The 22,843-nt window shown below is 59.8% G+C and carries 19 protein-coding genes and 1 pseudogene; 6 read left to right on the forward strand and 14 right to left on the reverse strand.

From position 1 onward, the window contains the following. Positions 1-229 precede the first annotated feature (229 nt). From QE432_RS01700 to QE432_RS01710, 3 genes are all read left to right on the forward strand, one after another. Positions 230-1,408, forward strand: a complete 1,179-nt coding sequence (locus tag QE432_RS01700; protein ID WP_111801979.1) for a hypothetical protein — start codon at positions 230-232, stop codon at positions 1,406-1,408. 103 nt (positions 1,409-1,511) lie between these two features. After that, positions 1,512-2,153 (forward strand): DUF1007 family protein, encoded by a 642-nt coding sequence (locus QE432_RS01705; protein WP_004430943.1) that lies wholly within the window; start codon positions 1,512-1,514, stop codon positions 2,151-2,153. Further along, positions 2,147-3,208: a nickel/cobalt transporter gene (locus QE432_RS01710; protein ID WP_306623245.1), complete on the forward strand. Its 1,062-nt coding sequence runs from the start codon at positions 2,147-2,149 to the stop codon at positions 3,206-3,208. The genes QE432_RS01705 and QE432_RS01710 overlap by 7 nt, the downstream gene beginning before the upstream one ends. Here QE432_RS01710 and QE432_RS01715 read toward each other — a convergent pair. The 4 genes from QE432_RS01715 to QE432_RS01730 form a co-directional block, all read right to left on the reverse strand. Then, positions 3,199-3,438 carry a hypothetical protein gene (locus QE432_RS01715; protein WP_003516247.1) on the reverse strand — a complete coding sequence of 80 codons (240 nt, stop codon included), beginning with the start codon at positions 3,436-3,438 and terminating at the stop codon, positions 3,199-3,201. The two genes, QE432_RS01710 and QE432_RS01715, sit on opposite strands and share 10 nt — an antisense overlap. Beyond that, positions 3,425-4,117: a GNAT family N-acetyltransferase gene (locus tag QE432_RS01720; protein WP_019566970.1), complete on the reverse strand. Its 693-nt coding sequence runs from the start codon at positions 4,115-4,117 to the stop codon at positions 3,425-3,427. The genes QE432_RS01715 and QE432_RS01720 overlap by 14 nt, the downstream gene beginning before the upstream one ends. 100 nt (positions 4,118-4,217) lie before the next feature. Next, complete coding sequence (locus QE432_RS01725) at positions 4,218-4,913, reverse strand: tellurite resistance TerB family protein (RefSeq protein ID WP_003516244.1); 696 nt, start codon at positions 4,911-4,913, stop codon at positions 4,218-4,220. A gap of 110 nt (positions 4,914-5,023) precedes the next feature. Then, entirely contained in the window at positions 5,024-5,662 is a 639-nt protein-coding gene (locus QE432_RS01730) for a 2-dehydro-3-deoxy-phosphogluconate aldolase (protein WP_003516242.1), read from the reverse strand. A gap of 171 nt (positions 5,663-5,833) precedes the next feature. On the opposite strand from QE432_RS01730, the gene QE432_RS01735 reads away from it, so the two are divergent. From QE432_RS01735 to trhO, 3 genes are all read left to right on the forward strand, one after another. Continuing rightward, the gene (locus QE432_RS01735; RefSeq protein WP_306623247.1) at positions 5,834-6,322 is read left to right on the forward strand and encodes a CYTH domain-containing protein; all 489 of its coding nucleotides are present in this window, start codon (positions 5,834-5,836) and stop codon (positions 6,320-6,322) included. Next, complete coding sequence (locus QE432_RS01740; RefSeq protein ID WP_111799908.1) at positions 6,306-7,214, forward strand: CHAD domain-containing protein; 909 nt, start codon at positions 6,306-6,308, stop codon at positions 7,212-7,214. The genes QE432_RS01735 and QE432_RS01740 overlap by 17 nt, the downstream gene beginning before the upstream one ends. Positions 7,215-7,315: 101 nt before the next feature. Beyond that, a complete protein-coding gene (gene trhO / locus QE432_RS01745; protein ID WP_026331042.1) occupies positions 7,316-8,272 on the forward strand; it encodes an oxygen-dependent tRNA uridine(34) hydroxylase TrhO in 957 nt (318 codons plus the stop codon). A 102-nt stretch (positions 8,273-8,374) separates the two neighbouring features. On the opposite strand, the gene QE432_RS01750 is transcribed toward trhO, so the two are convergent. The 10 genes and pseudogenes from QE432_RS01750 to QE432_RS01795 form a co-directional block, all read right to left on the reverse strand. Beyond that, complete coding sequence (locus QE432_RS01750) at positions 8,375-10,624, reverse strand: bifunctional diguanylate cyclase/phosphodiesterase (protein WP_174061644.1); 2,250 nt, start codon at positions 10,622-10,624, stop codon at positions 8,375-8,377. 196 nt (positions 10,625-10,820) lie between these two features. After that, positions 10,821-11,600: a MetQ/NlpA family ABC transporter substrate-binding protein gene (locus QE432_RS01755; RefSeq protein WP_003516232.1), complete on the reverse strand. Its 780-nt coding sequence runs from the start codon at positions 11,598-11,600 to the stop codon at positions 10,821-10,823. A 53-nt stretch (positions 11,601-11,653) separates the two neighbouring features. Next, positions 11,654-12,322 (reverse strand): methionine ABC transporter permease, encoded by a 669-nt coding sequence (locus tag QE432_RS01760; protein WP_003516230.1) that lies wholly within the window; start codon positions 12,320-12,322, stop codon positions 11,654-11,656. Next, a complete protein-coding gene (locus QE432_RS01765) occupies positions 12,312-13,412 on the reverse strand; it encodes a methionine ABC transporter ATP-binding protein (protein ID WP_003516228.1) in 1,101 nt (366 codons plus the stop codon). The genes QE432_RS01760 and QE432_RS01765 overlap by 11 nt, the downstream gene beginning before the upstream one ends. Positions 13,413-13,707: 295 nt before the next feature. After that, a complete protein-coding gene (locus QE432_RS01770) occupies positions 13,708-14,337 on the reverse strand; it encodes an NAD(P)H-dependent oxidoreductase (RefSeq protein ID WP_306623249.1) in 630 nt (209 codons plus the stop codon). Between the two features lie 247 nt (positions 14,338-14,584). After that, positions 14,585-15,964, reverse strand: a complete 1,380-nt coding sequence (locus QE432_RS01775) for a GH1 family beta-glucosidase (protein WP_035200651.1) — start codon at positions 15,962-15,964, stop codon at positions 14,585-14,587. 770 nt (positions 15,965-16,734) lie between these two features. Then, positions 16,735-18,045 carry a xylose isomerase gene (gene xylA / locus QE432_RS01780; protein ID WP_003516221.1) on the reverse strand — a complete coding sequence of 437 codons (1,311 nt, stop codon included), beginning with the start codon at positions 18,043-18,045 and terminating at the stop codon, positions 16,735-16,737. A 240-nt stretch (positions 18,046-18,285) separates the two neighbouring features. Further along, the gene (gene xylB, locus QE432_RS01785; protein ID WP_174012458.1) at positions 18,286-19,740 is read right to left on the reverse strand and encodes a xylulokinase; all 1,455 of its coding nucleotides are present in this window, start codon (positions 19,738-19,740) and stop codon (positions 18,286-18,288) included. Between the two features lie 103 nt (positions 19,741-19,843). Next, positions 19,844-20,866, reverse strand: a complete 1,023-nt coding sequence (locus tag QE432_RS01790; protein ID WP_013762325.1) for a LacI family DNA-binding transcriptional regulator — start codon at positions 20,864-20,866, stop codon at positions 19,844-19,846. 368 nt (positions 20,867-21,234) lie between these two features. After that, positions 21,235-22,819: pseudogene (locus QE432_RS01795) on the reverse strand (DHA2 family efflux MFS transporter permease subunit). Positions 22,820-22,843 lie beyond the last annotated feature (24 nt).

Genomic DNA, 22,843 nt, shown 5'->3' on the forward strand with positions numbered 1-22,843 from the left:
CGAACTGTATATTTAGAGGATTCTAATTCAAGCAAAGTCTAATATTACAATAAATAATTAACTTTAATACTGGTGATTTTAATCAAGTTTTACGCGAGTGGCGCCGGTATATTCTTCTCGAATTTCCGTGGAATACACCATGACTTCCGGCCTCGACAATATATCGCCCCTGAAACTTTATTAACCATCCAAATATAAGATATTGCTTAATTAGAGACCGGAGATGCAAATGCGGCTGGGAGGATACATCGCGCTTGTTCTTGGGCTTGCCTGCACCTGCGGTGCGCAGGCGGGGGAAAACGCCGATGAACACAATATCACCTATAAAACCGGCATCGGCTACGACACCAATTACTTCGGCGATACCAACCGGCTGAAGGCGATTTCGCTGCGCGCCGGCTTCGGGCTTAACGGAAAGTTCGTGCTTGACGGCACGGAACTGCGTTATTCGCTCGAGCATGAGGAGGTTCGCCTCCCCCGTTACCGTTTTGCCAATGAACACAACACCATTGCCAGCCTGGGGCTGACCAGGCGTCTGTCGGAGCGGCTGGAATGGGCCGTGGAACTGCGTGGCACACGCAGCGATGCCGGCGATATCTTCCTGCATCTGCCGGAAGAAGACATCGGTTACCGGCGACTGGACCACAAGCTGGAGGCATCGACACAGCTTGGCATCCTTGCTCTTGGCGGAAAGAGCACGCTGACGGCGGGTTTTGCCAGTTTGATGAAAGGCAAGGCGCGTTTTCGTCCGGCCTATTTCGAGCCCACCCGCCTGGAGGCCAATGAAGCGCTCTTGTCGCTCAAGGCCGAACATGTGCGCCCGCTGGCCGGCGGCGAGGCCGGACTGACAATTGCTTATGACCGCATTGTCGTGCCGGAAAGCCAGCAGGAGAAATACGAGCGTTTTCCGGCCAGCACATTGCGGGGATCACTTGCCTACGGTTACAAGTTCTCCGAACGCTTCGCCGTTCTGGCCGAAGGGGGCCTGACGACGATTTCCGGCGACGATATCAGCGACAAGGTGAAGCGCACCCGGCCCTATCTCAGGGCCGAAGCCGAGGTAAAGGCTACCAACCGCATCGCCTTCGGTGCTGGCTTCTCCCAGGATTACGCGCTTTTCGACCCTGATGATCCCATTGCCGAGTTCCACCGCCGTTGGCAGTTCGTGGTTAAAAGCAAGCTCACCGACAAGGTGGGGCTGGACCTTGCGCTGCAGCGTGTCCACAAGGACTGGATCTATTACAATTACGATACCAGCGAACGCAGGCTGGTGGCCACACTGTCCTTCGATACCGGCAAGAACAGCAAGCTGGAGGTGGAATTCAACCGCCTTCTGCATGGCGAGCGCGACACCGACCTGTCCTATAGCGGATCAAGCGTCACCTCGCGTTTCACCGGCACCTTCTGAAACATAGGGCAGCCACATCACCAAAGCGCATATCAGGTCGAAATTCGGTCCCAATTTCTGCTAGAATCCAGCTCCGAGATTCGAAGGCAGGACAGACCGGATAATGAACAGACGACTTTTGCTCCTTGCGGCTGGCCTGACCTCCATTCCCGTTGCCGCCGCGGCACATCCGCATATTTTCGCCGAAGCGCGCATGGAAATCGTCGAGGGGCCGAACGGTACCATCCAGGAGGTGCGCAACATCTGGCGTTTCGACGAGATGTTCTCGGCAAGCGTGGTGATGGATTACGACAAGAACGGCGACCTGAAGCTGGACAAGAATGAGCTGGCCGAAATCGGCAACACCGTGCGTGAATCGCTCGGCGAATATTCCTACTACACCTTCATTACCGCCAACGGAAAACAGGTGGATTTCGCAAAGCCCGACACCATTCATGTGGACTACAAGGACAAGCAGATTCTGATGTTCTTTTCCGTCAAGCCAAACACGCCGCTTTCCATCAAGGGCAAGCTCAGCTTCGGCGCGTGGGACCCGACCATGTATACGGCGATCGATTTTGCGAAAGACGGCGATCTGGCGACCGTCGGCAAGGATCTCGCCGCCTGCAAGCACCATGTCGTGCGTCCCGACCCGGACGAGGTGATCTCGCAAAACCAGAGTTCGCTCACCGACGCCTTCTTCAACGACCCGACCGGCACCGACATGACCAAACTCTTCGCCACCCGGCTGGAGGTGACATGCTGAGCCGAAGCGGGCGCCTTTGCGGACACCTGACCATCGCCGCAATCTGCGTGCTGGCTGTGGCAGGTGCTGCCCATGCGCAATCGCCGCTCGGCATAGGCTCGGCCGAGCCGTCCTTTGCCCCTGGCGGGCCGTTCGCGCCGCTGATGCAATGGATCAACGTGCACCAGCAGATGTTCTACCGGGCGCTGACCGGTGCCCTGAAAGCTATGCGCGAAGACAATTGGGCCATGGCATCGCTGGTTGGCCTCTCCTTTGCATACGGGGTCTTTCATGCCGCCGGTCCTGGCCACGGCAAGGCTGTCATCTCTTCCTACATGATCGCCAATGAAACGCAGCTGAAACGCGGCATTCTCATTTCCTTCATTTCAGCACTCATTCAGGGCGCAATGGCCATCGGCCTCGTTGTCGCTGCCTGGCTCGTGCTGCGCGGCACCTCCATCACCATGACGAAAGCCACGCAGGCAATGGAGATCGCCAGCTTTGCCATGGTGGCGCTGTTCGGCGCCTGGCTTCTGCTACGCAAGCTCTGGTCGCTGCGCATCCGGCGCGTACCGGTTGCCGCCTTCGCGGTTGCGGGGGAAGCAACAGCAGTCAGAACCACGGGTATGGGCACGGGCCTCAGGTTTCAGGGCAAGCCGGTTTTCGCGGACCACGCCCATAGCGGCACAGGTGATATTTGCGTCTCCTGCGGAAAATCGCACGCGCCCGATCCGCTGCTTCTCAAAGGCAAGAATTTCAGCCTGCACGAAGCGTGGTCGGCCATCATCGCAGTTGGCCTGCGGCCATGCTCCGGCGCCATCATCGTCATGAGCTTTGCGCTATTGAACGGGATTTTTCTCGGCGGCGTGCTTTCCGTGCTTGCCATGTCGCTGGGTACCGCCATCACCGTATCGCTGCTTGCCATCATGGCCGTCTCGGCCAAGGGGCTTGCCGTGCGCTTCGCCGGCCCCGGAAGCCGCAGGGCAGCGGGCATCAGCCACGCGATCGAGATTGCCGGTGCGCTGTTCGTGCTTTTGATGGGCCTTATGCTGCTTGGCGCGTCGCTTCAGTTCTGACTGTCGCGGCGGCGCTGGTAGCGGGCGCGCAGCCAGAACAGCAGGAAAAAGCACAGCACCACCACCGAGCCAAACGCCGCGGCAAGAAAGGGCGAATAATCCCCCAGCCACAGCATGATTTTCGGCATCACGTAAAACACCAGCCCAAAACCAAGGATGATGCCAGCGGCGGCAAGGCCCGGCGACCAGTCTTTACGGCCAGAGCCAGCCTTCTTTTCAGGCGTGGTCATGGGCGAGCTCCGCGCGGATATCCTCAAGCTTGCGCTTCTGCGCGCCATCGGCCGTAAAATTCTCCGGCGAAAGCCAGATTTCAAACGCCTTGCCAATCAACGGCCATTCGCCGTCGATCATGGAAAACCACGCCGTATCGCGGTTGGCACCCTTGGAGATCATGTGCTGGCGGAACACACCCTCGAAGGTGAAGCCGTAACGCTTCGCCGTGATCTTGGAGGGTTCGTTTTGATTGTGGCATTTCCACTCGTAGCGGCGGTAACCCAGATCCTCGAAAACGTGTTTCGCCATCAGATAATGCGCTTCGGTCGAAAGCGGCGAGCGCTTCATCCTGGCGCCATGGGCAACCGAACCGACCTCGACCACGCCATTGGCGGGATCGGGCCGCATGTAGCTTGCCATTCCGACGACGTCACCGGTGGCATTTTCAACGAAAACCAATGTCACCCAGTTGAGTTTATCACCCGCGTTGACAAGCCAGTCACCAAAGGCTGCAGCATCGGCAAAGCCGCTTTGCGGGAAATATTTGAGAAGCGCATTGACCCCCTCACCACCAAGTGCAGTCCAGAGCCTTGCAAGATGCCTGTCGCGATCAAACGTTTCCGCCGTCACATAACGGCCCTTCAGCGTCACCGGCTGCGGCGCCGGACATCCCTTAAAATCACTCAGATCGCGCATTCTCTTCCCCATTGTCTGGGAGAAGGATTAGGCCAAGCGGGGCTGGATGACAACAGTGCATATACGGCAGGGGGGCGTGGTTCACCCCCCTGTTCTAACCTCAAACCTTCGCCGCCACCACCGTCGACTCGATATGATCGACCAGCGCATCGGGCAATCCCAACCGCCCGGCAAGCAGATCAAGATAACCGCGCTCAGCCCGCGTATCGGCCTCTATGGCAAGACGCGAGGCGGTGTAGATTTCCACCTTCTGCTCCTCTGTGCGGGCAGCAGCCACCAGTGCGTCGATATCCAGCGGATCGGCCAGTTCCTTTTCGAGGAACCGCTCGGCTTCAGTGTCGAGGCCGGACACCTGCACCTTATCCATGATGTTGGCGCGCTCTTTTTCGTCGATATGGCCGTCTGCCTTGGCAGCGGCAATCATCGCCTGGATGAGTTTCAGCGCAAAATCGTTGGAAAGGGCGGGAGATTGCGGATGGAAGGCGGAATCGGCGGGCGGGGCGAGAAGCTCCGGCTCGGGTTTTGGAGCTACTTCAGGCGCCTGCCCGGATTTGTAATTCTTGTAGGCGAGATAACCGAGACCGGCGATGGCCGCGACGCCGCCGATGGTGGCGACATTGCCGGCGAGCTTGCGGCCGGTCTTGGTGCCCAGAATGGCGGCGGCAAGCGCACCGGCCTTCATCGGATTGTTCTTGGCGATATCGGCGGCCTGCCCGGCTCTGTCACGGACGCTTCCCGAAAGGCCCGGCACCTGTGAGCCGAGGAATTGTTCAAGAAGCTTCTTGGCGTCGAACATCAAAATCTCCTGTGAGGGTAAAGTCTACACGGGAAGATAGGGAGCCATGGCACGAATACAAATGACAAACCCGCTCACGCCTTCGTGAACGGGCTTGAAGAAGTAGTAGATCAGCCGCGCAGTGCTGCGGCTTCGGCGGCGAGCCTGGTGATGCCGGCCCAGTCAGCCGTTGCCACCAGTTCGCGCGGAGCAACCCAGGAACCGCCGACACAGACGACGTTCGGCAGGGAAAGATAATCATTGGCATTCTTCAGCGAAACGCTGCCGGTCGGGCAGAACACCGTGCCGGCGAGCGGCGAGGACAGTGCCTTGAGGTATGGCGCGCCACCGGCCTGTTCCGCCGGGAAGAACTTCAGCACCTTGTAGCCTTCGTCGCGCAGCGCCATGACTTCGCTTGCCGTGGCGGCCCCTGGAAGCAGCGGCACGTTGGAGGCGCGCGCAGCTTCCAGCACGCTTTTGTTGATGCCGGGGCTGACGATGAAGGTTGAACCGGCTTCGGCGGCCGCCTCGAAATCTTTGGCGTTGAGGATGGTGCCAGCGCCGACATGGGCGCCCTCCACTTCCGCCGCAACCGCACGGATGGCATCGAGTGCCGCCGGCGTGCGCATGGTGATCTCGATTGCCTTCAGGCCACCTGCGACCAGAGCGCGCGCGAGCGGCACGGCGGAGGCGGCATCATCCACGATCAGCACCGGCACGACTGGCTGCAGCTTGAGGATGGAGAGCAGTTTTTCGGAGTCCTGGGCCAAGATAAGCCTCCCTTGCGCGATTGAAACGATTGAAATCCGGTTTATCGATTAGCCTGCCCCGGCCTTGATGTCGAGGCATGGCAAGACCATTTTTATCCAGATACTTCAATCTATTCGCTTCTTTATGACGTCTTCATGCGATAATCTGGCGCACCGGTTTACGGAGACAGCATGGCCAAGGAAATCGAGCGGAAGTTTCTGGTTGCAGGCGATGAATGGCGTAATGAAGTGACGCATAGCATGGCTTTCCGGCAGGCATATATCGCCTCGCTGGAAAATCGTTCGGTCCGGGTCAGGATCGTCAACGGGCTTGACGCGACACTGACCATCAAGATCGGCGCGAGTTCGCTCGTCCGCGATGAATATGAATATTCCATTCCACTGAATGACGCGGAAGAATTGATGGCCAGCGCCCCCGGCGTGGTGATCGAGAAGATGCGCCACACGGTTGATCACGGTGGATTCACTTGGGAAGTCGATGTTTTCGAGGGTAAATACAAGGGGCTGATCGTGGCGGAGGTAGAGATGGACGACGAGAACGCCAACCCCGATCTACCCTCCTGGCTTGGCAAGGAGGTAACGGGCGACCGTCGCTTCTCCAACCAGTCGCTCGCCATGGACTGTCCCCACGGAGACTTGGCGGATGCCCTTCAGGATTGACCCGAACAAACCGTTCGACGATGAAATCCGCCGCGCGGGACTGGAGCTGATCGAAGAGGCGATAACCAGCCTTCGCGACCAGCCTTCCGGGCGCCATGAGGCGGTGCACGATGCCCGCAAGCGGTTCAAGCGGCTGCGCGCCCTCTACCGCCTCATCGCCAGGGCAGCACCCGATTTCAGCAAAGAGGAAAACGCCCGCTTTCGCGACATCGCCCGCTCGCTCGCTTTTGCGCGGGAAGCGACGGCGCTGGTGGAGACGGTGGAGTATCTCGAGACTTTCGCGGCCTCCACGACGCAAGGAAAGGCGCTGCGATCGATCGCGACAGTCCTGCGCAAGCGCCGTGACCACGCCATCGAACATGAGGCAGGTCTCGACGAGGCCATTGCGGCCGCCATCGCCGGCTGCGAGGAAGCACGCAAGAAGCTGAAGGCAGTGTCGCTGCCGGACGAGCTTAAGGATGTGACAAGGCTGGTGAAGACCGGGTGGGCGAAGCAGAGGAAGAGGGCGCGTAAAGCACTTGCCGACTGCCATGAGCAGGCCGACGTCGAACATTTCCACGAATTGCGCAAGGCGGGCCAGGCCTACTGGATGCATCTCGGCCTTCTGCGCCGCCTCTGGCCATCGGCCATGCGCGCCAAGCGGGCCGACACCAAGCGGCTGGTCGACATCCTTGGCCACGAGCACGATCTTTCGGTCCTTGCAGCCTTTGCGGACCGGGAACCGGAGCGTTTCGGCAATGGCGAGCGACTGGCTCTGCTTCTCGATGCAATCATTCAGAGGCAGCAGGTGCTGCGCGGAGATGGCCTTGAGCTGGCAAACGAAGTCTTCTCCGAATCCGCCAGAACCGAAAGCCGCATCGTCGGCCTTTTATGGCGGCAGGCGGCGAAGTAGACCGGAAAGCCCGAAGAGACTGAGAATTTGACGATTTTCAAAATACCGGCAGCGGCGGATAAATATTGATTTGCGGCCGCCGCCACTGTATTTCAGCGCCCATGACCGACACCACCATTCTCCCCCGCCCGGAAGCCGCCCCTCACCCCACTGGCGATTTTCTCGTGGCTGCGCTTTATCATTTCGCCCGCCTGCCGCGGTTTGAAAGCCTGCGCGACGAGCTGTTTCAGCTTTGCCGGGAAAACGGCGTCAAGGGCACGCTGCTTCTGGCGGCGGAAGGCATCAATGGCACCATTGCCGGGCCCGATGCGGGTGTGCGCGCCATACTTGCCTTCCTGCGTGCGCAGCCGGAATTTACGGCGCTGGAACATAAGGAAAGCCGGGCATCGAACATGCCCTTCGTGCGCATGAAGGTGAAGCTCAAGAAAGAGATCGTCACCATGGGCGTGCCGGATATCGATCCCAACCGCATCGTCGGCACCTATGTCGATCCGCGCGACTGGAACTCGCTGATCTCCGACCCGGACACCATCGTCATCGACACCCGCAACGACTACGAGACCGCGATCGGTCTCTTCAAGGGCGCGGTGGACCCGAAGACCAAGACCTTCCGCGAGTTTCCCGACTGGGTAAAGAACAATCCCGGCCTGCACAACAAGCCGAAGATCGCCATGTATTGTACCGGCGGCATCCGCTGCGAAAAGGCGACCGCCTTCATGAAGGAACAGGGGTTCGATGAGGTCTATCACCTCAAGGGCGGCATCCTGAAATATCTGGAAGAGGTGCCGGAAGAAGAGAGCCTGTGGGAAGGCGCCTGCTTCGTGTTTGACGAGCGCGTCTCCGTCGTCCACGGTCTTGCCGAAGGCGATCACAAGCTCTGCCACGCCTGCCGCAACCCGATCACATCGCAAGTGCGCCAATCCCCATTGTTCGAGGAAGGTGTGTCCTGCCCGAGCTGTTACGACGACCGGACAGAAGAGGACCGCCAGCGGTTCCGCGACCGGCAGCAGCAGATCGAACTGGCAAAGAAGCGCGGCGAGCGCCATCTGGGGCGCTAAAGCGGATCGGCATCCAGCCACGGCACGTCTTCACGGTGAGAAGGCTCTTACGCGATTAACGACTTGATCGCTCTAGGCCCCGGATGAGTGACGGAGTGCGGATCACCCTTTTCCCCCTGCCCGAAGCGCAAACAGCGGCGCCGTCTGCTCCTCCAGCATGGCGGTAATCTCTTCAGCGGCGACGGGTTTTGAGAACAGGTAGCCCTGCAATTCGTCACAGCCACACAGATGCAGGATAGCCGCCTGTTCTTCTGTCTCGACGCCCTCCGCCGTGACCGGAATATCGAGAGATTTCGCAAGCGCCACGGTTGCCTGCAACATTTCCAGCGACCGCCCACCCTGCTCCAGCGCCATGACCAGCGACCGGTCGATCTTCATGCGGTCGAAACCGAAGCGGCGCAGATATCCGACGCTGGCGAAACCGGCTCCGAAATCGTCGAGCGCTATATGCAGGCCAAGCTGTTTCAGCTTGTCGATCGCCGCACTTGCCCGCTCCGGATTCTGGATGAAATAGCCCTCGGTCATTTCCAGCCGCAGCCTTGCGGTTGGCGTCTGCGTGGCGGCGAGAATATCCGCCACGTTGCCGGAAAAGGCCGGATTGCGGAACTGAACGGGTGAAATATTCACCGAGAGCTTGATGGAGGGCCATTGACCCGCCGTCTCGCAGGCCTTGCGCAGCACCAGCAGGCCGAGCCGCTCGATAAGGCCACTGGTTTCGGCAGCGGCGATGAAGATATCCGGCGGCACGAAGCCGTATCCCGGCCTTTGCCAGCGGGCAAGCGCCTCCACCCCGGTTATGCTGCGCGTGGCGGCGTTGACGACCGGCTGGTAGACAACCGATATCTCGTCATTCAGGATGGCATAACGCAGATCGGCTTCAAGCTGCAGCTTTTCCTCCCGCAGCGCATCCATTTTCAGCTCGTAGGCGACGTAACGCCCACGCCCGTTTTCCTTCGCCTGATACATGGCCATGTCGGCGCGGCGCAGCAGTTCCTCACCGTTGATATCACCGGCTCTGGAGACGGAAGTGCCGATGCTGCAACCGATGCTCGCCACCCGCTCGCCGATGCTGAACGGCTCGGTGAACAGTTCGAGCAGCGCCTGGCAGAGCTTGCGGCCTTCCGACCACACGTCGTTGCCCTGAATGGCGATGGCGAATTCATCGCCGCCGAGCCGCGCGAGCACGGCATCTTCCGGCACAAGCACCCTGAGCGCCGCCGCAACGCCCTTGATCAGCCGATCGCCGGCAGCGTGACCGTAGGAATCGTTGATCTCCTTGAAACCATCAAGATCGAGGTAAAGCAGCTTGATATCGGTCTTGTCGTGGCGGGCCTTGCCCACCATGCGGTTGAGCTTGGAAAACAGCCCGGCGCGGTTGCTGAGCCCGCTCAGACGATCGCGCAGCGCCTCTTCCCTCGCCGCCGCTTCGTCAGCCTTCAGCCGGTCGAGCGTCGCCGAACCGATGATGAGAAGTACGAGAAAGAACGTTCCGGCAATGCCGAGTGCCGTGAAGACGACCGGTCGGGCCTCATGGAAGCTCACGTCCCCCGGCAGCTGCGAGCGCCAGACGAGCCGCGCCAGCACATCGCCAAGCGGATTGACGACATCCACATGGTTGGTCGCCGGTCCGTCGCCATATTGCAGTTGCAGACCATCGATGACGTAGTTGCGGGCCAGCTTGTCCACCGTCGCCTGTTTGAGATGACGGGCGAAAATCAGATATCGCCGCTCGGAGCCAACCGGAGGCAAGACCCCGGATTTGAGCCGCACCAGCGCGACACCCGTAGCCGCGACGCCGTCGCGGGTTTTCACGAAACCGGTGACCTGCGACGCGATGCCGGGACGCATGGAGCGCACCCGTTCGATCATCTCCTTGAGGCCTTCTGCAAAGTAGTCATGGGGCTTCCAGGCAACCGGCTTGCCGTTCTGGTAGGCCATGCGGACCTTGCCGTCTTCGTCGAGGACGACGGCGGTATCGAAAAGATCGCTGTTGACCGTCATCTCGCCATAATTGCTCGCCACCCAGTCGAACCTGTCGGGGGCGTAGACATAGTCGGCAGCATCGTCCCAGGCGGCGTAGTCGTTCAGCGTCGCGCCAAGCTGGTCGCGGAAGGTGACAAGGGCGCCCGCCGTTGTCTCGCGCGAGCGGGCATTGTCGAGCGAGTTCGCCCTTTCCCTGACCTGGCTCAGAGCAGACAAGACCAGCGCGGTGACAATGAGAAGCACCAGCGCAAATGTGGACAATACGACGCCGACGGCGGTTCTACGCCCGACCGGCAAATATTCCCCAATGTTTCGCGGCGCAATCCGCATAAAATCCCCTTCGAAAGCATCATCTTGCGAAGGAAACATTCAAAAGCCGTTAAGTTGGATTGTGGCGACGCCACAAAAAACAACGGGTATAAAACGACAGTACGGGTGAAATAGAGAAAAATTCTCCCCACAATGGTGGGGGATTTTCATAAAAACCGCGGATGCGTTCGCCCCGCAAACAAAAAACCTCCCCCGCGAACGGGAGAGGCTGCAACTTCAATCGTGTCAGGCCTGATTACCAGGACGGAATGACCGTGCCGTTGAACTTCTCGAGAATAAAGGCCTTCACTTCCGGGCTGTGGTAGGATTCCACCAGCGTCTTCACCCACGGCTTGTCCTTGTCCTGCGCACGAACGGCGATGACGTTTGCGTAAGGGGACTTTTCGCTTTCGATGGCGATGGCGTCCTTCTTGGGGTTCAGGCCTGCTGCCGTGGCATAGTTGGTGTTGATCACCGACGCATCGGTGTCATCCAGCGAGCGCGGCAACTGCGCAGCGTCAAGTTCGACGATCTGGATGTTCTTCGGGTTTTCGGTGATGTCGGCAGGCGTTACCTTCAGACCGGCTTCTTCCTTGACCTTGAGCACACCCTTGGAAGCGAGAACGAGAAGCGCACGGCCGCCATTGGTCGGGTCGTTCGGAATACCGACCGTCGCGCCGTCCTTCAGCTCGTCAAGGCTCTTCACCTTCTTCGAATAAACGCCCATCGGCGTGGTGATGGTGGTGCCGACGCTGACGAGATCGAACTTGCGGTCAGCGATCTGGTTGTCGAGGTAAGGCTGGTGCTGGAAGGAGTTGGCCTGAAGCTCACCGTCTGCCAGTGCCTGGTTCGGCACGACGTAGTCCGAGAACTCGACGATATCGATGTCCAGTCCCTTGGCGGCGGCGATCTTCTTGACCTGTTCCATGATCTGCGCGTGCTCGGCAGGTGTAACACCAATCTTGATGGTTTCGGCCAGCGCCTGACCGGCGGTAAAGAGAGCGGCGAGCGAAGCCGCGAGGATGATTTTCTTCATGGATGTCTCCTTGGGTTTGTTGTTCTTGGGTTTGTTGTTCGTGAACGGTTTTATCAGTTCTTGCGGGTGCGCTTGTCGAAGCTGCGGGCAAGCCGGTCGCCGGCGCTCTGCACGAGCTGGACGAGCACGATCAGCACCAGCACCACGACCAGCATCACGTCAGGCATGAAGCGCTGGTAGCCGTAGCGAATGCCGAGATCACCCAGCCCGCCGCCGCCGACAGCACCGACCATGGCCGAATAACCGATGAGGCTGACGAGCGTGAGGGTAAGCGCCAGTGTGATGCCCGGCTTTGCTTCCGCAAGCAGGACCTTGGTGACGATCTGCAACGGTGTTGCGCCCATGGCGCGGGCCGCTTCGATCAGGCCCTTGTCGACCTCGCGGATCGCCGCTTCCACCAGCCGCGCGATGAAAGGCACGGTGGCAACTGTCAGCGGCACGATGGCCGCACTGGTGCCGATGGAAGTGCCGGCGACCAGCCGCGTGAAGGGAATGATCGCCACCACCAGAATGATGAAGGGCGTGGAGCGCGCCGCATTGACGACAAGGCCGAGGATGCGGTTCGTCATCGGCGCGGGGAAGAGTTCGCCTTTGCCGCTGGTGGCAAGGAAAACGCCCATCGGCACGCCGATGATGGAGCCGACGATGCCAGCGACCGCGACCATGTGCAGCGTCTGCAGAAGACCCTTCGACAGAAGGTTGAAAAGCATATCAGGCGACATAACCCAGCACCTCCGTGTGAAGACCGGTCTCAGTATAAAAGCGGCCGGCGCGGGCGGTGGTTTCCGCCGTGGCCGGATAGGACACAACCAGCGAGCCGAATGGTTCGCCGGAAATTTCCTCGATGGTGCCGGCAAGGATGTTCACGTCAGGACCGATTTCCGCAACAAGACGCGCGGTCAGCGGCTGGAATGCCGTTTCGCCGAAGAACACCAGCCGCACGAGAACGCGGTCACCCTCCGCGGCTTCCGGCTTCAACCCTGATGTAACCCAGTGCGGCAGCTTAACCCCGACCGAGGACGACAGCAGGCTGCGGGTCGTCTCGTGTTTCGGCGCGGTGAAAATATCGAAGGTGCGCCCCTCCTCCACGATCAGGCCCCTGTCGATGACGGCGACCTGCGAGGCGATGGTCTTCACCACCTCCATCTCGTGGGTGATGAGCAGCACTGTCAACCCAAGTTCGGCATTGATCCGCTTCAGGAGTTCAAGGATGGACTGGGTCGTCTCCGGATCGAGCGCGGACGTCGCCTCGTCCGACAACAGCAGCTTGGGTTGAGTCGCAAGCGCGCGGGCGATGCCGACACGCTGCTTCTGCCCACCCGACAGTTCCGCCGGATAACGCTTCGCCTTGTCGGAAAGGCCGACGAGTTCGAGCAGCGGCGTTACCCGCGTTTCGATCTCTTTTTTACCGAGACCGGCAATTTCTAGCGGCAGCGCCACATTGTCGAAAGCGGTGCGCGACGACAGAAGATTGAAGTGCTGGAAGATCATGCCGACGGAACGGCGAAGGGTCCTCAGACTCTTCTCATCAAGGGCGGCAACATCGACGCCGTCGACGACCACCCGGCCGGACGACGGTTTTTCAAGGCCGTTGGCGAGGCGGATGAGGGTGGATTTGCCGGCACCAGAGCGGCCGATGATGCCGGTGATGGAACCCTTCGGCACGACATAATCAATGCCGGCGAGGGCTGCGAAGCCCGGCTTGCCATCGCTGCCGCCAAAGGTCTTGGTCACGCCTTCAAACGTGACCATCGCGTCCTTGGCAGTCTGCGGTGCGCGCGCGAGCGATGTCGCGTTGGATGAAAAACTCATTGGGAACTCTGCGAAAACTCTTGACGGATCGGGTCTCAAAAAATCCTGTTGCGGTGCTGAACCGCTCTCTTCATGCAGCCTTCCGGCACATTCGATGACAGCTGATTTTCCGGGTCATTTCGTCAGGCTTTCACTCAGAAATGCCGGGGATCGGCAATTCGATGGCGCATACTTGCCCGCAGGCGCCATCTTTTAACAGGGATGATTTTTCAATTATCTGAAATCAGAGAAAAAATCTACCGCAAAGCCGTCTGTGCGGCCCTGCGGCAGTCAAGACTTCGCGAGTGCGTGAAAATCAGACGCGGCTGACGAATTCCTCAAGCGGGCGGCGGACCTTCTTCAGGTTCACCAGCCAGTCGCCTTCCGGCTCGCGGAATCCGAGCGGCAGGATGGTGACAGAGCGCAGGCCCTTTTCACGCAGGCCGAGGATTTCATCCAGCTTGGCCGGATCGAAACCTTCCATCGGTGTGGAATCCACACCCTCGAAAGCAGCCTGCGCCACCGCCATGCCGAAACCAATATAGGCCTGACGGGCTGCGTGTTCGAAATTCACCTGCTCATCACGCTGCGGATAGGAGGACAGAAGCTTCTGACGATACGCTTCCCAGCCCTCGTTCTTGACGCCACGCTCTTCGTTGACCAGATCGAACATATGGTTGATCCGCTCTTGCGTGTAGTTATCCCACGCAGCAAACACCAGAAGATGCGAGCCTTCAGTCACCTGCGCCTGGTTCCAGGCGATCTCGCGGATCTTTGCGCGCACTTCCGGATCGGTAACGACGATGACTTCGAACGGCTGCAACCCGCTGGAAGTCGGGGCCAGCCGGGCGGCTTCGACGATGCGCTCGACCTTGTCTTCCGCAACAGTCTTGGAAGGATCCATTTTCTTGGTGGCATAACGCCAGTTGAGTTTTTCGATAAGCATGTTCGTTTTCCCTGGGAGGACCAGCCCGCACCGCTCCGGATGAGGCAGCAGCAGGCGCTACGTCTGCGTAGCCTGCCTGACATAGGAGACAGGATGGCAGGCGCAAGCAGGCACCGCCGGGTAACTGGCAAAAAAGTTTGGAAAACTGATAGTAAGGTGGAAGAACTTTATTGGGGAGAGCGATCGTGTGCTTTCCTGGTGAGGAACACGGCAGGTAAAGTTCACACACGAGCCAGCCTTTCCACCCTCATCCCTTCATCACACCGTGGTTCCCCTTCGGAAAACCCGATGCCAGCGCGCTGTACCATTTGCCGCTGTTCTTCAACGTACGAACCTGCGTTTCGTAATCCACGTGAACGAGGCCAAAGCGCATGCGGTACCCTTCCGCCCATTCGAAATTGTCCATCAGGCTCCAGGCGAAGTAACCCCGCATGGGGTAACCGTCCTTCACCAGATCAGCAACGATACCAAGATGTTCGGCGTAATAGTCAAGACGGGGTTGATCATCCACCTCGCCGTTTTCGACGCCCATATTGTAGCAGGCGCCATTTTCGGTGATGTAGCAATCGGGCAGCTCGTAGCGCTCGTAAAGCGTCTCCACCAGCGAGTGCAGCGCCGGCGCATAGACTTCCCAGCCGATATCGGTCTTGACATCGCTGACGGCCGGGGCTGGTTTGGTGGCAGGGAATTCCGCACCTTCGGTGGCGTCGTCGGCAACGCGCATCGGTGTATAATAATTCAGGCCCCACCAGTCGAGCTTCTGGCTGATGATGGACAGGTCTTCCGCCTCCACCACCGGCATGCGGCTGCCCAGGGCCTCCATCATTTCGGCCGGATATTCGCCCTTGAAGACCGGATCGAAAAACGCGCCGTTGTGGAACTGGAATGCCCGTTCAGCTGCCTTCATGTCGGCGTCGCTATTGGAGGCCGGGATGACGGAATGGGCGTTCAGCACCAGTCCGACCGGCACCTTGGGCGCAACATGGCGGGACGCCTCGACGCCGAAACCATGGGCAAGGTTGATGTGGTGCATGGCCGCAAGGGCTGCTTCCATGTTGCGCTCGCCCGGCGCATGAATGCCATAGAGATGGCTGAGCCAAACCGCACACCAGGGTTCATTGAAGGTCGCCACCGCATCCAGCCGGTCGCCCAGCCGTGCCATGACGGTCTTGGCGTAACGCTGGAAGGCATGGGCGGTGGAACGCGAGGCCCAGCCGCCGTCGCCCATCAGTGTCAGCGGCAGGTCCCAATGGTAAAGCGTCGCATAGGTCTTGATGCCGCGCGCCTTGCAGCCATCGACGAGGCGGTCGTAGAAATCCAGCCCCTTCTCGTTGATCGGACCGAATCCATCGGGAATGATGCGCGGCCAGGCAATGGAGAAACGATAGGCCTCGACACCCATTTCCTTGATGAGATCGAGATCATCCTCCCAGCGATTATAGTGATCGCAGGCAACGTCGCCATTGTGGCGCCCGAAGACATGGCCCGGCATGTTGCAGAAGGCATCCCAGATGGATGGCTTGCGACCGTCAACCTTGGTGGCACCCTCGATCTGGAACGAGGCGGTCGCCACGCCGAACAGGAAATCGCCGGGGAAACGGGCTGCAAGCGCTTTGTGATCGGTCATCGGATAGGCCCTTTCGTCATCCATCGAGCGTCAAAAGATGGAGAGCGGTTTAGACCAAGTCAGCAATGAGGTACAGCCGCAGGCACGCAAAATCTGCAACGTTTCAGCAGCGCGGTTAAGATATCCAAAGCGCTTTAGGCACACGAAAGTCGCCGCAACGGTTTCCCGGCGGCGGGAGAAACGACAGCCCGGCAAATGCGGATGGGAGTTGAGTGTGGTGGAAAGTCTTGCATCTGCCGGGCCGCGCCTTGTTTGACCGGAATGCCGGTCGATCGCTGACAGACTTTTCACGACACCTACCGGATCGGCCCTTCCCGCTGCTGGCAATTGCGGGACGCCTTTCCGGAACGCGGTTTGCCAGAACCACGCTTGTCGATGCCGGCAGCCGGTCCGCGAAAGGCGCCGCGCGTATCGCCCTTCCGTTCCGGTTGCAGGGGAATGATGCTGCAAAACGGACGGGTGGGGACATGCGGGGAAAGGTTTTGCGGTAAGTGACTGGAAAGAAAGGAGGGGTGGCGCGGAAATGTTCTCGCCTTTGGCAGCAGACGGCAAGCATGCCCCCTTAATCCAGCTATCGCAACCTTCTTAGTCTCATTTTATGGAATGTTATCTGCACCATCGGGCCCGGAGACCGAACGGTGCCGTACACCGCAGATACGACGTCATCCTCGGGCGTGTCGCGAGGATGACGGAGGAGAGGTTTTGCGGCTTTAACCAGCCTCTAGACGGGGGATGCTCCCCCGTCCTTTGTTTATGAACGTACCAGCCCGTCAAACGTAACGATTGACGACGTTCTCCAGATATTCCTGACGGCCGGACTTCGGCTCGGGGTTGATATCCTGGCGCTCGACCAGCGCTGCGATTTCTTCGAGCTTCAGCTCGCCGCGCAACATCTTCTGGGCTTCAGGTGCGTCCCACTTCGCGTAACGCTCCGACAGCGGCTTCGACAGCGCGCCGTCCTCGATCATCTTCGCCGCCGCCTTCAGACCGCGGGCGCAGCAATCCATGCCGCCGATATGGCCGATCAGCAGGTCCTGCGGATCAAGCGACTGGCGACGCAGCTTGGAATCGAAGTTGGTGCCGCCATTGGTGAAGCCGCCGCCGGCCAGTACGTGGTAATAGGCCAGCGCCATTTCAGGTACGTTGTTGGGGAACTGGTCGGTATCCCAGCCAGACTGGTAATCGTTGCGGTTCATGTCGATGGAGCCGAAAATGCCGAAGGCATTGGCCATGGCCAGTTCGTGTTCGAAGGAATGGCCGGCGAGGATGGCGTGACCCTGCTCGATATTGACCTTCACTTCCTTTTCGAGACCGTTCTTCTGCAGGAACGCATAAACGGTTGCGACGTCGTAGTCGTACTGGTGCTTGGTCGGCTCCTGCGGCTTTGGCTCGATCAGGATCGTGCCTTCGAAACCGATCTTGTATTTGTATTCCACAACCAGATTGAGGAAGCGGCCGAGCTGGTCCAGCTCGCGCGAAAGATCGGTGTTGAGCAGCGTTTCGTAACCTTCACGACCGCCCCATAGCACGTAATTGGCGCCGCCGAGCTTTTTGGTGGCATCCATGCAGGTCTTCACCGTCGCAGCCGAGAATGCGAAGACATCCGGGTCCGGATTGGTCGCGGCACCCGACATGAAGCGGCGGTTGGAGAACAGGTTCGCCGTGCCCCACAGAAGCTTTACGCCGGTATCAGCCTGCTTCTGCGCGAAGTAGTCGACGATCTCGTTGAGGTTCCTGGTGTTTTCGGCAAAGTTCCTGCCTTCCGGGCGCACATCGGCGTCGTGGAAGCAATAGAACGGCGAACCGAGCAGCGAGAAGAATTCAAAGGCGACATCGGCCTTCAGCTTGGCGGCCTGCATGGTGTCTTCAAACCACGGACGCTGGAACGTCTGCCCACCGAATGGGTCGCCGCCCGGCCAGGTGAAGGTGTGCCAGTAAGCCACGGCAAAGCGCAGGTGATCTTCCATACGCTTTCCGGCAACGATCTCGTCGGGGTTGTAATGGCGGAAGGCGAGCGGGTTGGTGCTGTCGGGGCCTTCATATTTGATCTTGGCGATATCGCCGAAGAAGCCTGTGCTCATTGGATGGTTCCTCCTCTGGGGTGGGTTTAGGTGGTGTTCAAAAATTCGAGGTCTGCGCGGGCCGCTTACCCCCTCTGTCGTGTCGGACATCTCCCCCACAAGGAGGGAGATCAGCAAGTTGCGCTCAACCGCTTCGATCGCGACCTCACAGGAGGACGTGACCTAGCCGCTTGTCGATCTCCCCCATTGTGGGGGAGATGCACGGCAGGGCAGAGAGGGGTGAACGGCGCACGCAAAACCTCAATGCGAAAGCGACCGAATGGCGGGATAAAGCGCGTGATACCGCTGGTAAGCCTCCTCATAAGCATCGCCAAGCGCCACCACCGGCTCGATCGTCCGCGCCGTTTCCGGCTGCGTGCAGACTGCAACCGGATCTGCACCTGTTGCAGCGATGAGACCGAGTCGGGCGGCGCCGAAAGCGGCGCCGAAATCGCCCTCGGCCGGAATATCCACGGGCACACCGAGCGAAGTCGCGATCGAGGCCAGCCAATAGGCCGAGCGCGAACCGCCGCCGATGGCGGTGACGCGGGAAATGGAGGTGCCGGCCGACTTCAGCGCTTCGAGATTGTCACGGATGGCGAAAGTCACGCCTTCCAGCACAGCCTGCGTCAGCGCCCTGCGGTCACTTTCATGCGAAAGGCCAATGAAAGAGCCGCGAATGGCGGCATCGTTATGCGGCGTGCGCTCGCCGGAAAGATAGGGTGCGAAAGTGACGCCGCTCGGCGCCAGAAGCTCGTCGCCCAGTTCACCCGTCAGTTCGGCTGCGGACTTGCCGGTGAGGCGCGAATACCAGTTGAGTGCATCGGTAGCGGACAGGATGACGCCCATCTGGTGCCATGTGTTGGGAAGCGCGTGGCAGAACGCGTGTACGGCGCTTTCCGGCTTCGGCAGATAGGAGGCGTTGGCGGCAAACAACACGCCGGAAGTGCCGAGCGAAACGAACGCGTGGCCCGCTTTCACCGTGCCCATGCCGCAGGCGGAAGCGGCATTGTCACCCGCACCGCCGGCCACCACGGCCTTGCCCGCAATGCCCCATTGCGAGGCGAGCTCGGCACGCAGCACACCTGCCTCCTCGGTGCCTTCGACCAGCGACGGCATGTGTTTTTCTTCAAGTCCGGTCGCCGCCAGAAGATCGGCAGACCATTTGCGTGCACCGGTATCCAGCCACGATGTGCCGGCGGAATCCGACATTTCCGAGATATATTCACCCGTCAGCCACAGTCGCAGGTAATCCTTCGGCAGCAGTACCTTGGCCACCTTCGCGAAGATTTCAGGTTCGTTCTTCGCGACCCAGGCCAGTTTCGGTGCGGTAAAGCCTGGGAATACGATGTTGCCGGTGATCTTGCGGAAGCGCGGATCGGCATCGAGTTCGGCAGCCTCCGCATAGGAGCGCGTGTCGTTCCACAGAATGCACGGCCGCAGCACATTGCCGCTCGCGTCTATCAGCGTCGCGCCATGCATCTGGCCGGAAAGGCCGATACCTTTCACGGCAGCGAGTTCCTTCGCAAACTTCTGCTTCAGACCTTCGACTGCGGTTTTCGTGGCAGCGATCCAGTCCGCCGGGTCCTGTTCCGACCAGCCGTGATGCGGGCGCGAGACCTCCAGCGAGCCGTTGGCCGAGCCGACGATCTTCTGATCGCCGTCCATCAGCAGGGCTTTGACACCGGATGTTCCAAGATCGAGACCGAGATACATGTAATTCTCCATTCCGGCGCTCCTTGCGCCACTTCAGCGATTTTAAGGGTCACCGCATTTCCGGACGGAAAACCGGCGGCCACTTTTCCTGGAAATGCTCTCCTCAGGGCAGATTGTCCCTGAGGAATATGTCGATACGGATACGCTCCTGCGCGGCGATGACAGCGAGACCATCCGCGCGCGCTTTCAACACGCGAATGGCGCTGCGCACCTCATGCCCTGCATCCTGGTTGAGCACGGCATCAAGCACGCCTTCCCGCAGCGCATTGGCCGTGTTTTCGGTGAGCTCATGGGCGATGACGGATGGCGACCTTTCGCCCGATGACGCTCTGAGCGCCCGGATGAGGCCACGATTACCGGCGCCGAGACTGTAGATGCCGGACAGCGCGTCGCTCGCAAGCGCCTTGGTGACCAGCGCCTCGACGGTGACGGGATCGTCCCGGCCTTCGAGGACCGGCAATAGTCGCAGGTCCGGAAATTCGCTTTCGATGACGGAGCGGAAGCCGTCTAGGCGTTCGCGATGGTCGCGCACCAGCATGGAGCCGGCAACGACCGCAATATCGCCGCCGCGCCCGGACAGGAAGCGCCCCATGAGGCTAGCCGCCGTGCGCCCGGCCGCAACGTTGTCGACGCCGGCATAATGGTCGCGGCGCGAACCGGAGAGATCGGAAACCAGCGTGACGGTGGCGATGCCATCTTCGGCCAGCCGGTCTGCGGCTTCAGCAACATCCTCAGAATCGGTCGCGACGAAGGCGACGCCCGACGGCTTTTCCCGCCGCGCGACTTCCAGCGCCTCCGTCAGTGCCGCGGCATTGAAAGGCGGCACCTCGATAACGCGGATCGCCGTGCGCTCCAGATGGGCACGGGCGGCTGCGGCACGAACTTCGGCTCGCAGCGTCGCCATGAAGGAATTGTCGTTGCCGGGAAGGATGAAGACCAGTGAATAATTGCGACCTTTGGCCAAATTGGCGGCAGCGATATCGCGCACATAACCAAGCTCGGCAATCGCCGCCTCCACCCGCGCTCGAGTAGCGGCGTGAACGCCGGGGCGCATGTTCAGCACCCGGTCGATGGTGGCAAGGCTGACACCCGCCCGCTCGGCGATATCGTGAACTGTCGGCTTCATGTTTCCTCCCGTGCCATTTGAATATCCAGCTTTGCCGCCGTCGTAAACCGAAAAATGATGTACGTACCTCACATTTTCAGCAAGACGATGATTTCACTTTATTTCTACCTTTGCACTATGGGTGCGCGCCTTTGCCCGGCGTCATCCCTCGGCTTTTCCCAAGGATTTAGACACGTCAATAAAATCAACAGGCTGCAGAATATCGGGGCTGACCAACAACTTCCGTCATTTTAGCCCTGGGCCAAGGACTTGGGCTTACTGGATACCGGCTCAAGGACGGCATGACGGAAAAGTATCGCGAAGCACACAAAAAAGGGGCCGTCATTTCCGACGGCCCCAGCTCTGCGGTGGATGGGAGGGGATTTTGTTCAGTGCGCCGCGTCTGGTGGCGGCGCTGCCTTGGGTTTCTGGATCAGCACGGTCATGAAGATCAGGCTGCCGAACAGCAGGGTCAGCGCGAAGAACACATCCGCAAAGGCGAGTATCCACGCCTGCTGCGAGACCATGCCGACCAGCTTCTTGATCGCGACGGAAGCACCGTCCAGCCCGTAGGAATCATAGTTCGCGCCGACATTGTTCAGCCACTCCAGCGCTTGTGGATTGGAATAGCTGACATGTTCCGCCAGCCGCACATAATGATCGTCGGTGCGCTGCGACAGCAGGGTGTTGATGACGGCAAGGCCAACCGCGCCGCCGAGGTTGCGGGTGAGGTTGAACAGGCCCGAGGCATTGCGGATGCGCGCGGGCGGAAGCGTGCCGAGCGCGATGTTGTTGATCGGCACCATGCACATCATCAGTCCGAAACCGCGCAGGACCTGCGGAATCAGCAGCTCGTAGAAATCCCAGTCGGTGGTCACATGCGTCATGATCCACGTGCCGCAACCGAAGCTGATGAAGCCGATGGCCATCATGATGCGCGGATCGAGCTTGGTGGACACCTTGCCGGCAATCGGCGCGGTGAAGAACATGGCAAGACCGGAAACGAACATGGTCTCGCCGATCATCAGCGCATCGTAACCGCGCACGCGACCGAGATAGAGCGGGTAGAGATAGGTCAGCCCGTAAAGCCCTATGCCCATCACGAAGGAAAACAGCGAGCCGATGGAGAAATTTCGGTCCGCAAAGGCGCGGATGTCCACAACGGGGAAGTCCACCTTGAAGGCACGCCAGAAGAACACCACCGCACCGATGACCATGGCCACCGAACCGATGACGATATGCTCGTCGTTGAACCAGTCCTTGTTGTTGCCCTCTTCCAGCACGTATTCCAGAGAGCCGAGGAAGACGGCCATGGAGATCAGCCACCCACCAGTCGAACTTCTTCCAGAGCGAGGTTTCAGGCTTGTCGAAATCGATCAGGCTCCATGTCAGGATGGTGACGATGATGCCGGGAATGATGTTGACGAGGAACAGCCAGTGCCAGGAGAAGGCATTGGAAAGATAACCGCCGACCGTGGGACCGATGGTGGGCGCAAGCGTGGCGACGAGACCGATGATCGGCGAGACGACCGAACGCTTGGAGGGCGGGAAAATGGTGAAGGCGGCCGCAAAGACCGACGGGATCATGCCGCCGCCGATAAAGCCCTGGATCGCCCGGTAGACGATCATCTGGTCGATATTGGTCGCGGTGGCGCAGAGCGCGCTCGACAGGGTGAAGCCGGCGGCGCAGGTGGCAAACAATACGCGCGTGGACAGGATGCGCGCCAGCGTGCCCGACAGAGGGATCATGATGACTTCTGCGATCAGATAGGATGTCTGCACCCAGGCGATCTCGTCGGAGCCCGCCCCGAGACCTGCCTGGATTTCCGCAAGCGAGGCGGAGACGATCTGAATATCGAGAATGGACATGAACATGCCGAAGACCATCGCGAAGAACGCGATGAGCCTGCGCTTGTCCATGGGTGGATCGACGGGAACAGATACCCCGCCTGTGCCGACAACCGTAGCCGCCATGATCTTGCCCTCAACGACGCCCTG

It is taken from the genome of Agrobacterium sp. SORGH_AS_0745, from assembly GCF_030818995.1.
Lineage (GTDB): Bacteria > Pseudomonadota > Alphaproteobacteria > Rhizobiales > Rhizobiaceae > Agrobacterium > Agrobacterium tumefaciens.

Bases quoted from the DNA above. Each gene is read 5' to 3' on its own strand.
- QE432_RS01725 (WP_003516244.1), bottom strand. From the start codon at position 4,913: ATGTTCGACGCCAAGAAGCTTCTTGAACAATTCCTCGGCTCACAGGTG.
- trhO (WP_026331042.1), top strand. From the start codon at position 7,316: ATGACCGACACCACCATTCTCCCCCGCCCGGAAGCCGCCCCTCACCCC.
- QE432_RS01705 (WP_004430943.1), top strand. From the start codon at position 1,512: ATGAACAGACGACTTTTGCTCCTTGCGGCTGGCCTGACCTCCATTCCC.
- QE432_RS01755 (WP_003516232.1), bottom strand. From the start codon at position 11,600: ATGAAGAAAATCATCCTCGCGGCTTCGCTCGCCGCTCTCTTTACCGCC.
- QE432_RS01700 (WP_111801979.1), top strand. From the start codon at position 230: ATGCGGCTGGGAGGATACATCGCGCTTGTTCTTGGGCTTGCCTGCACC.
- QE432_RS01735 (WP_306623247.1), top strand. From the start codon at position 5,834: ATGGCCAAGGAAATCGAGCGGAAGTTTCTGGTTGCAGGCGATGAATGG.
- QE432_RS01765 (WP_003516228.1), bottom strand. From the start codon at position 13,412: ATGAGTTTTTCATCCAACGCGACATCGCTCGCGCGCGCACCGCAGACT.
- QE432_RS01760 (WP_003516230.1), bottom strand. From the start codon at position 12,322: ATGTCGCCTGATATGCTTTTCAACCTTCTGTCGAAGGGTCTTCTGCAG.
- QE432_RS01740 (WP_111799908.1), top strand. From the start codon at position 6,306: ATGCCCTTCAGGATTGACCCGAACAAACCGTTCGACGATGAAATCCGC.
- QE432_RS01750 (WP_174061644.1), bottom strand. From the start codon at position 10,624: ATGTTTCCTTCGCAAGATGATGCTTTCGAAGGGGATTTTATGCGGATT.
- xylA (WP_003516221.1), bottom strand. From the start codon at position 18,045: ATGAGCACAGGCTTCTTCGGCGATATCGCCAAGATCAAATATGAAGGC.
- QE432_RS01710 (WP_306623245.1), top strand. From the start codon at position 2,147: ATGCTGAGCCGAAGCGGGCGCCTTTGCGGACACCTGACCATCGCCGCA.
- QE432_RS01770 (WP_306623249.1), bottom strand. From the start codon at position 14,337: ATGCTTATCGAAAAACTCAACTGGCGTTATGCCACCAAGAAAATGGAT.
- QE432_RS01775 (WP_035200651.1), bottom strand. From the start codon at position 15,964: ATGACCGATCACAAAGCGCTTGCAGCCCGTTTCCCCGGCGATTTCCTG.
- xylB (WP_174012458.1), bottom strand. From the start codon at position 19,740: ATGTATCTCGGTCTCGATCTTGGAACATCCGGTGTCAAAGCCCTGCTG.
- QE432_RS01720 (WP_019566970.1), bottom strand. From the start codon at position 4,117: ATGCGCGATCTGAGTGATTTTAAGGGATGTCCGGCGCCGCAGCCGGTG.
- QE432_RS01715 (WP_003516247.1), bottom strand. From the start codon at position 3,438: ATGACCACGCCTGAAAAGAAGGCTGGCTCTGGCCGTAAAGACTGGTCG.
- QE432_RS01790 (WP_013762325.1), bottom strand. From the start codon at position 20,866: ATGAAGCCGACAGTTCACGATATCGCCGAGCGGGCGGGTGTCAGCCTT.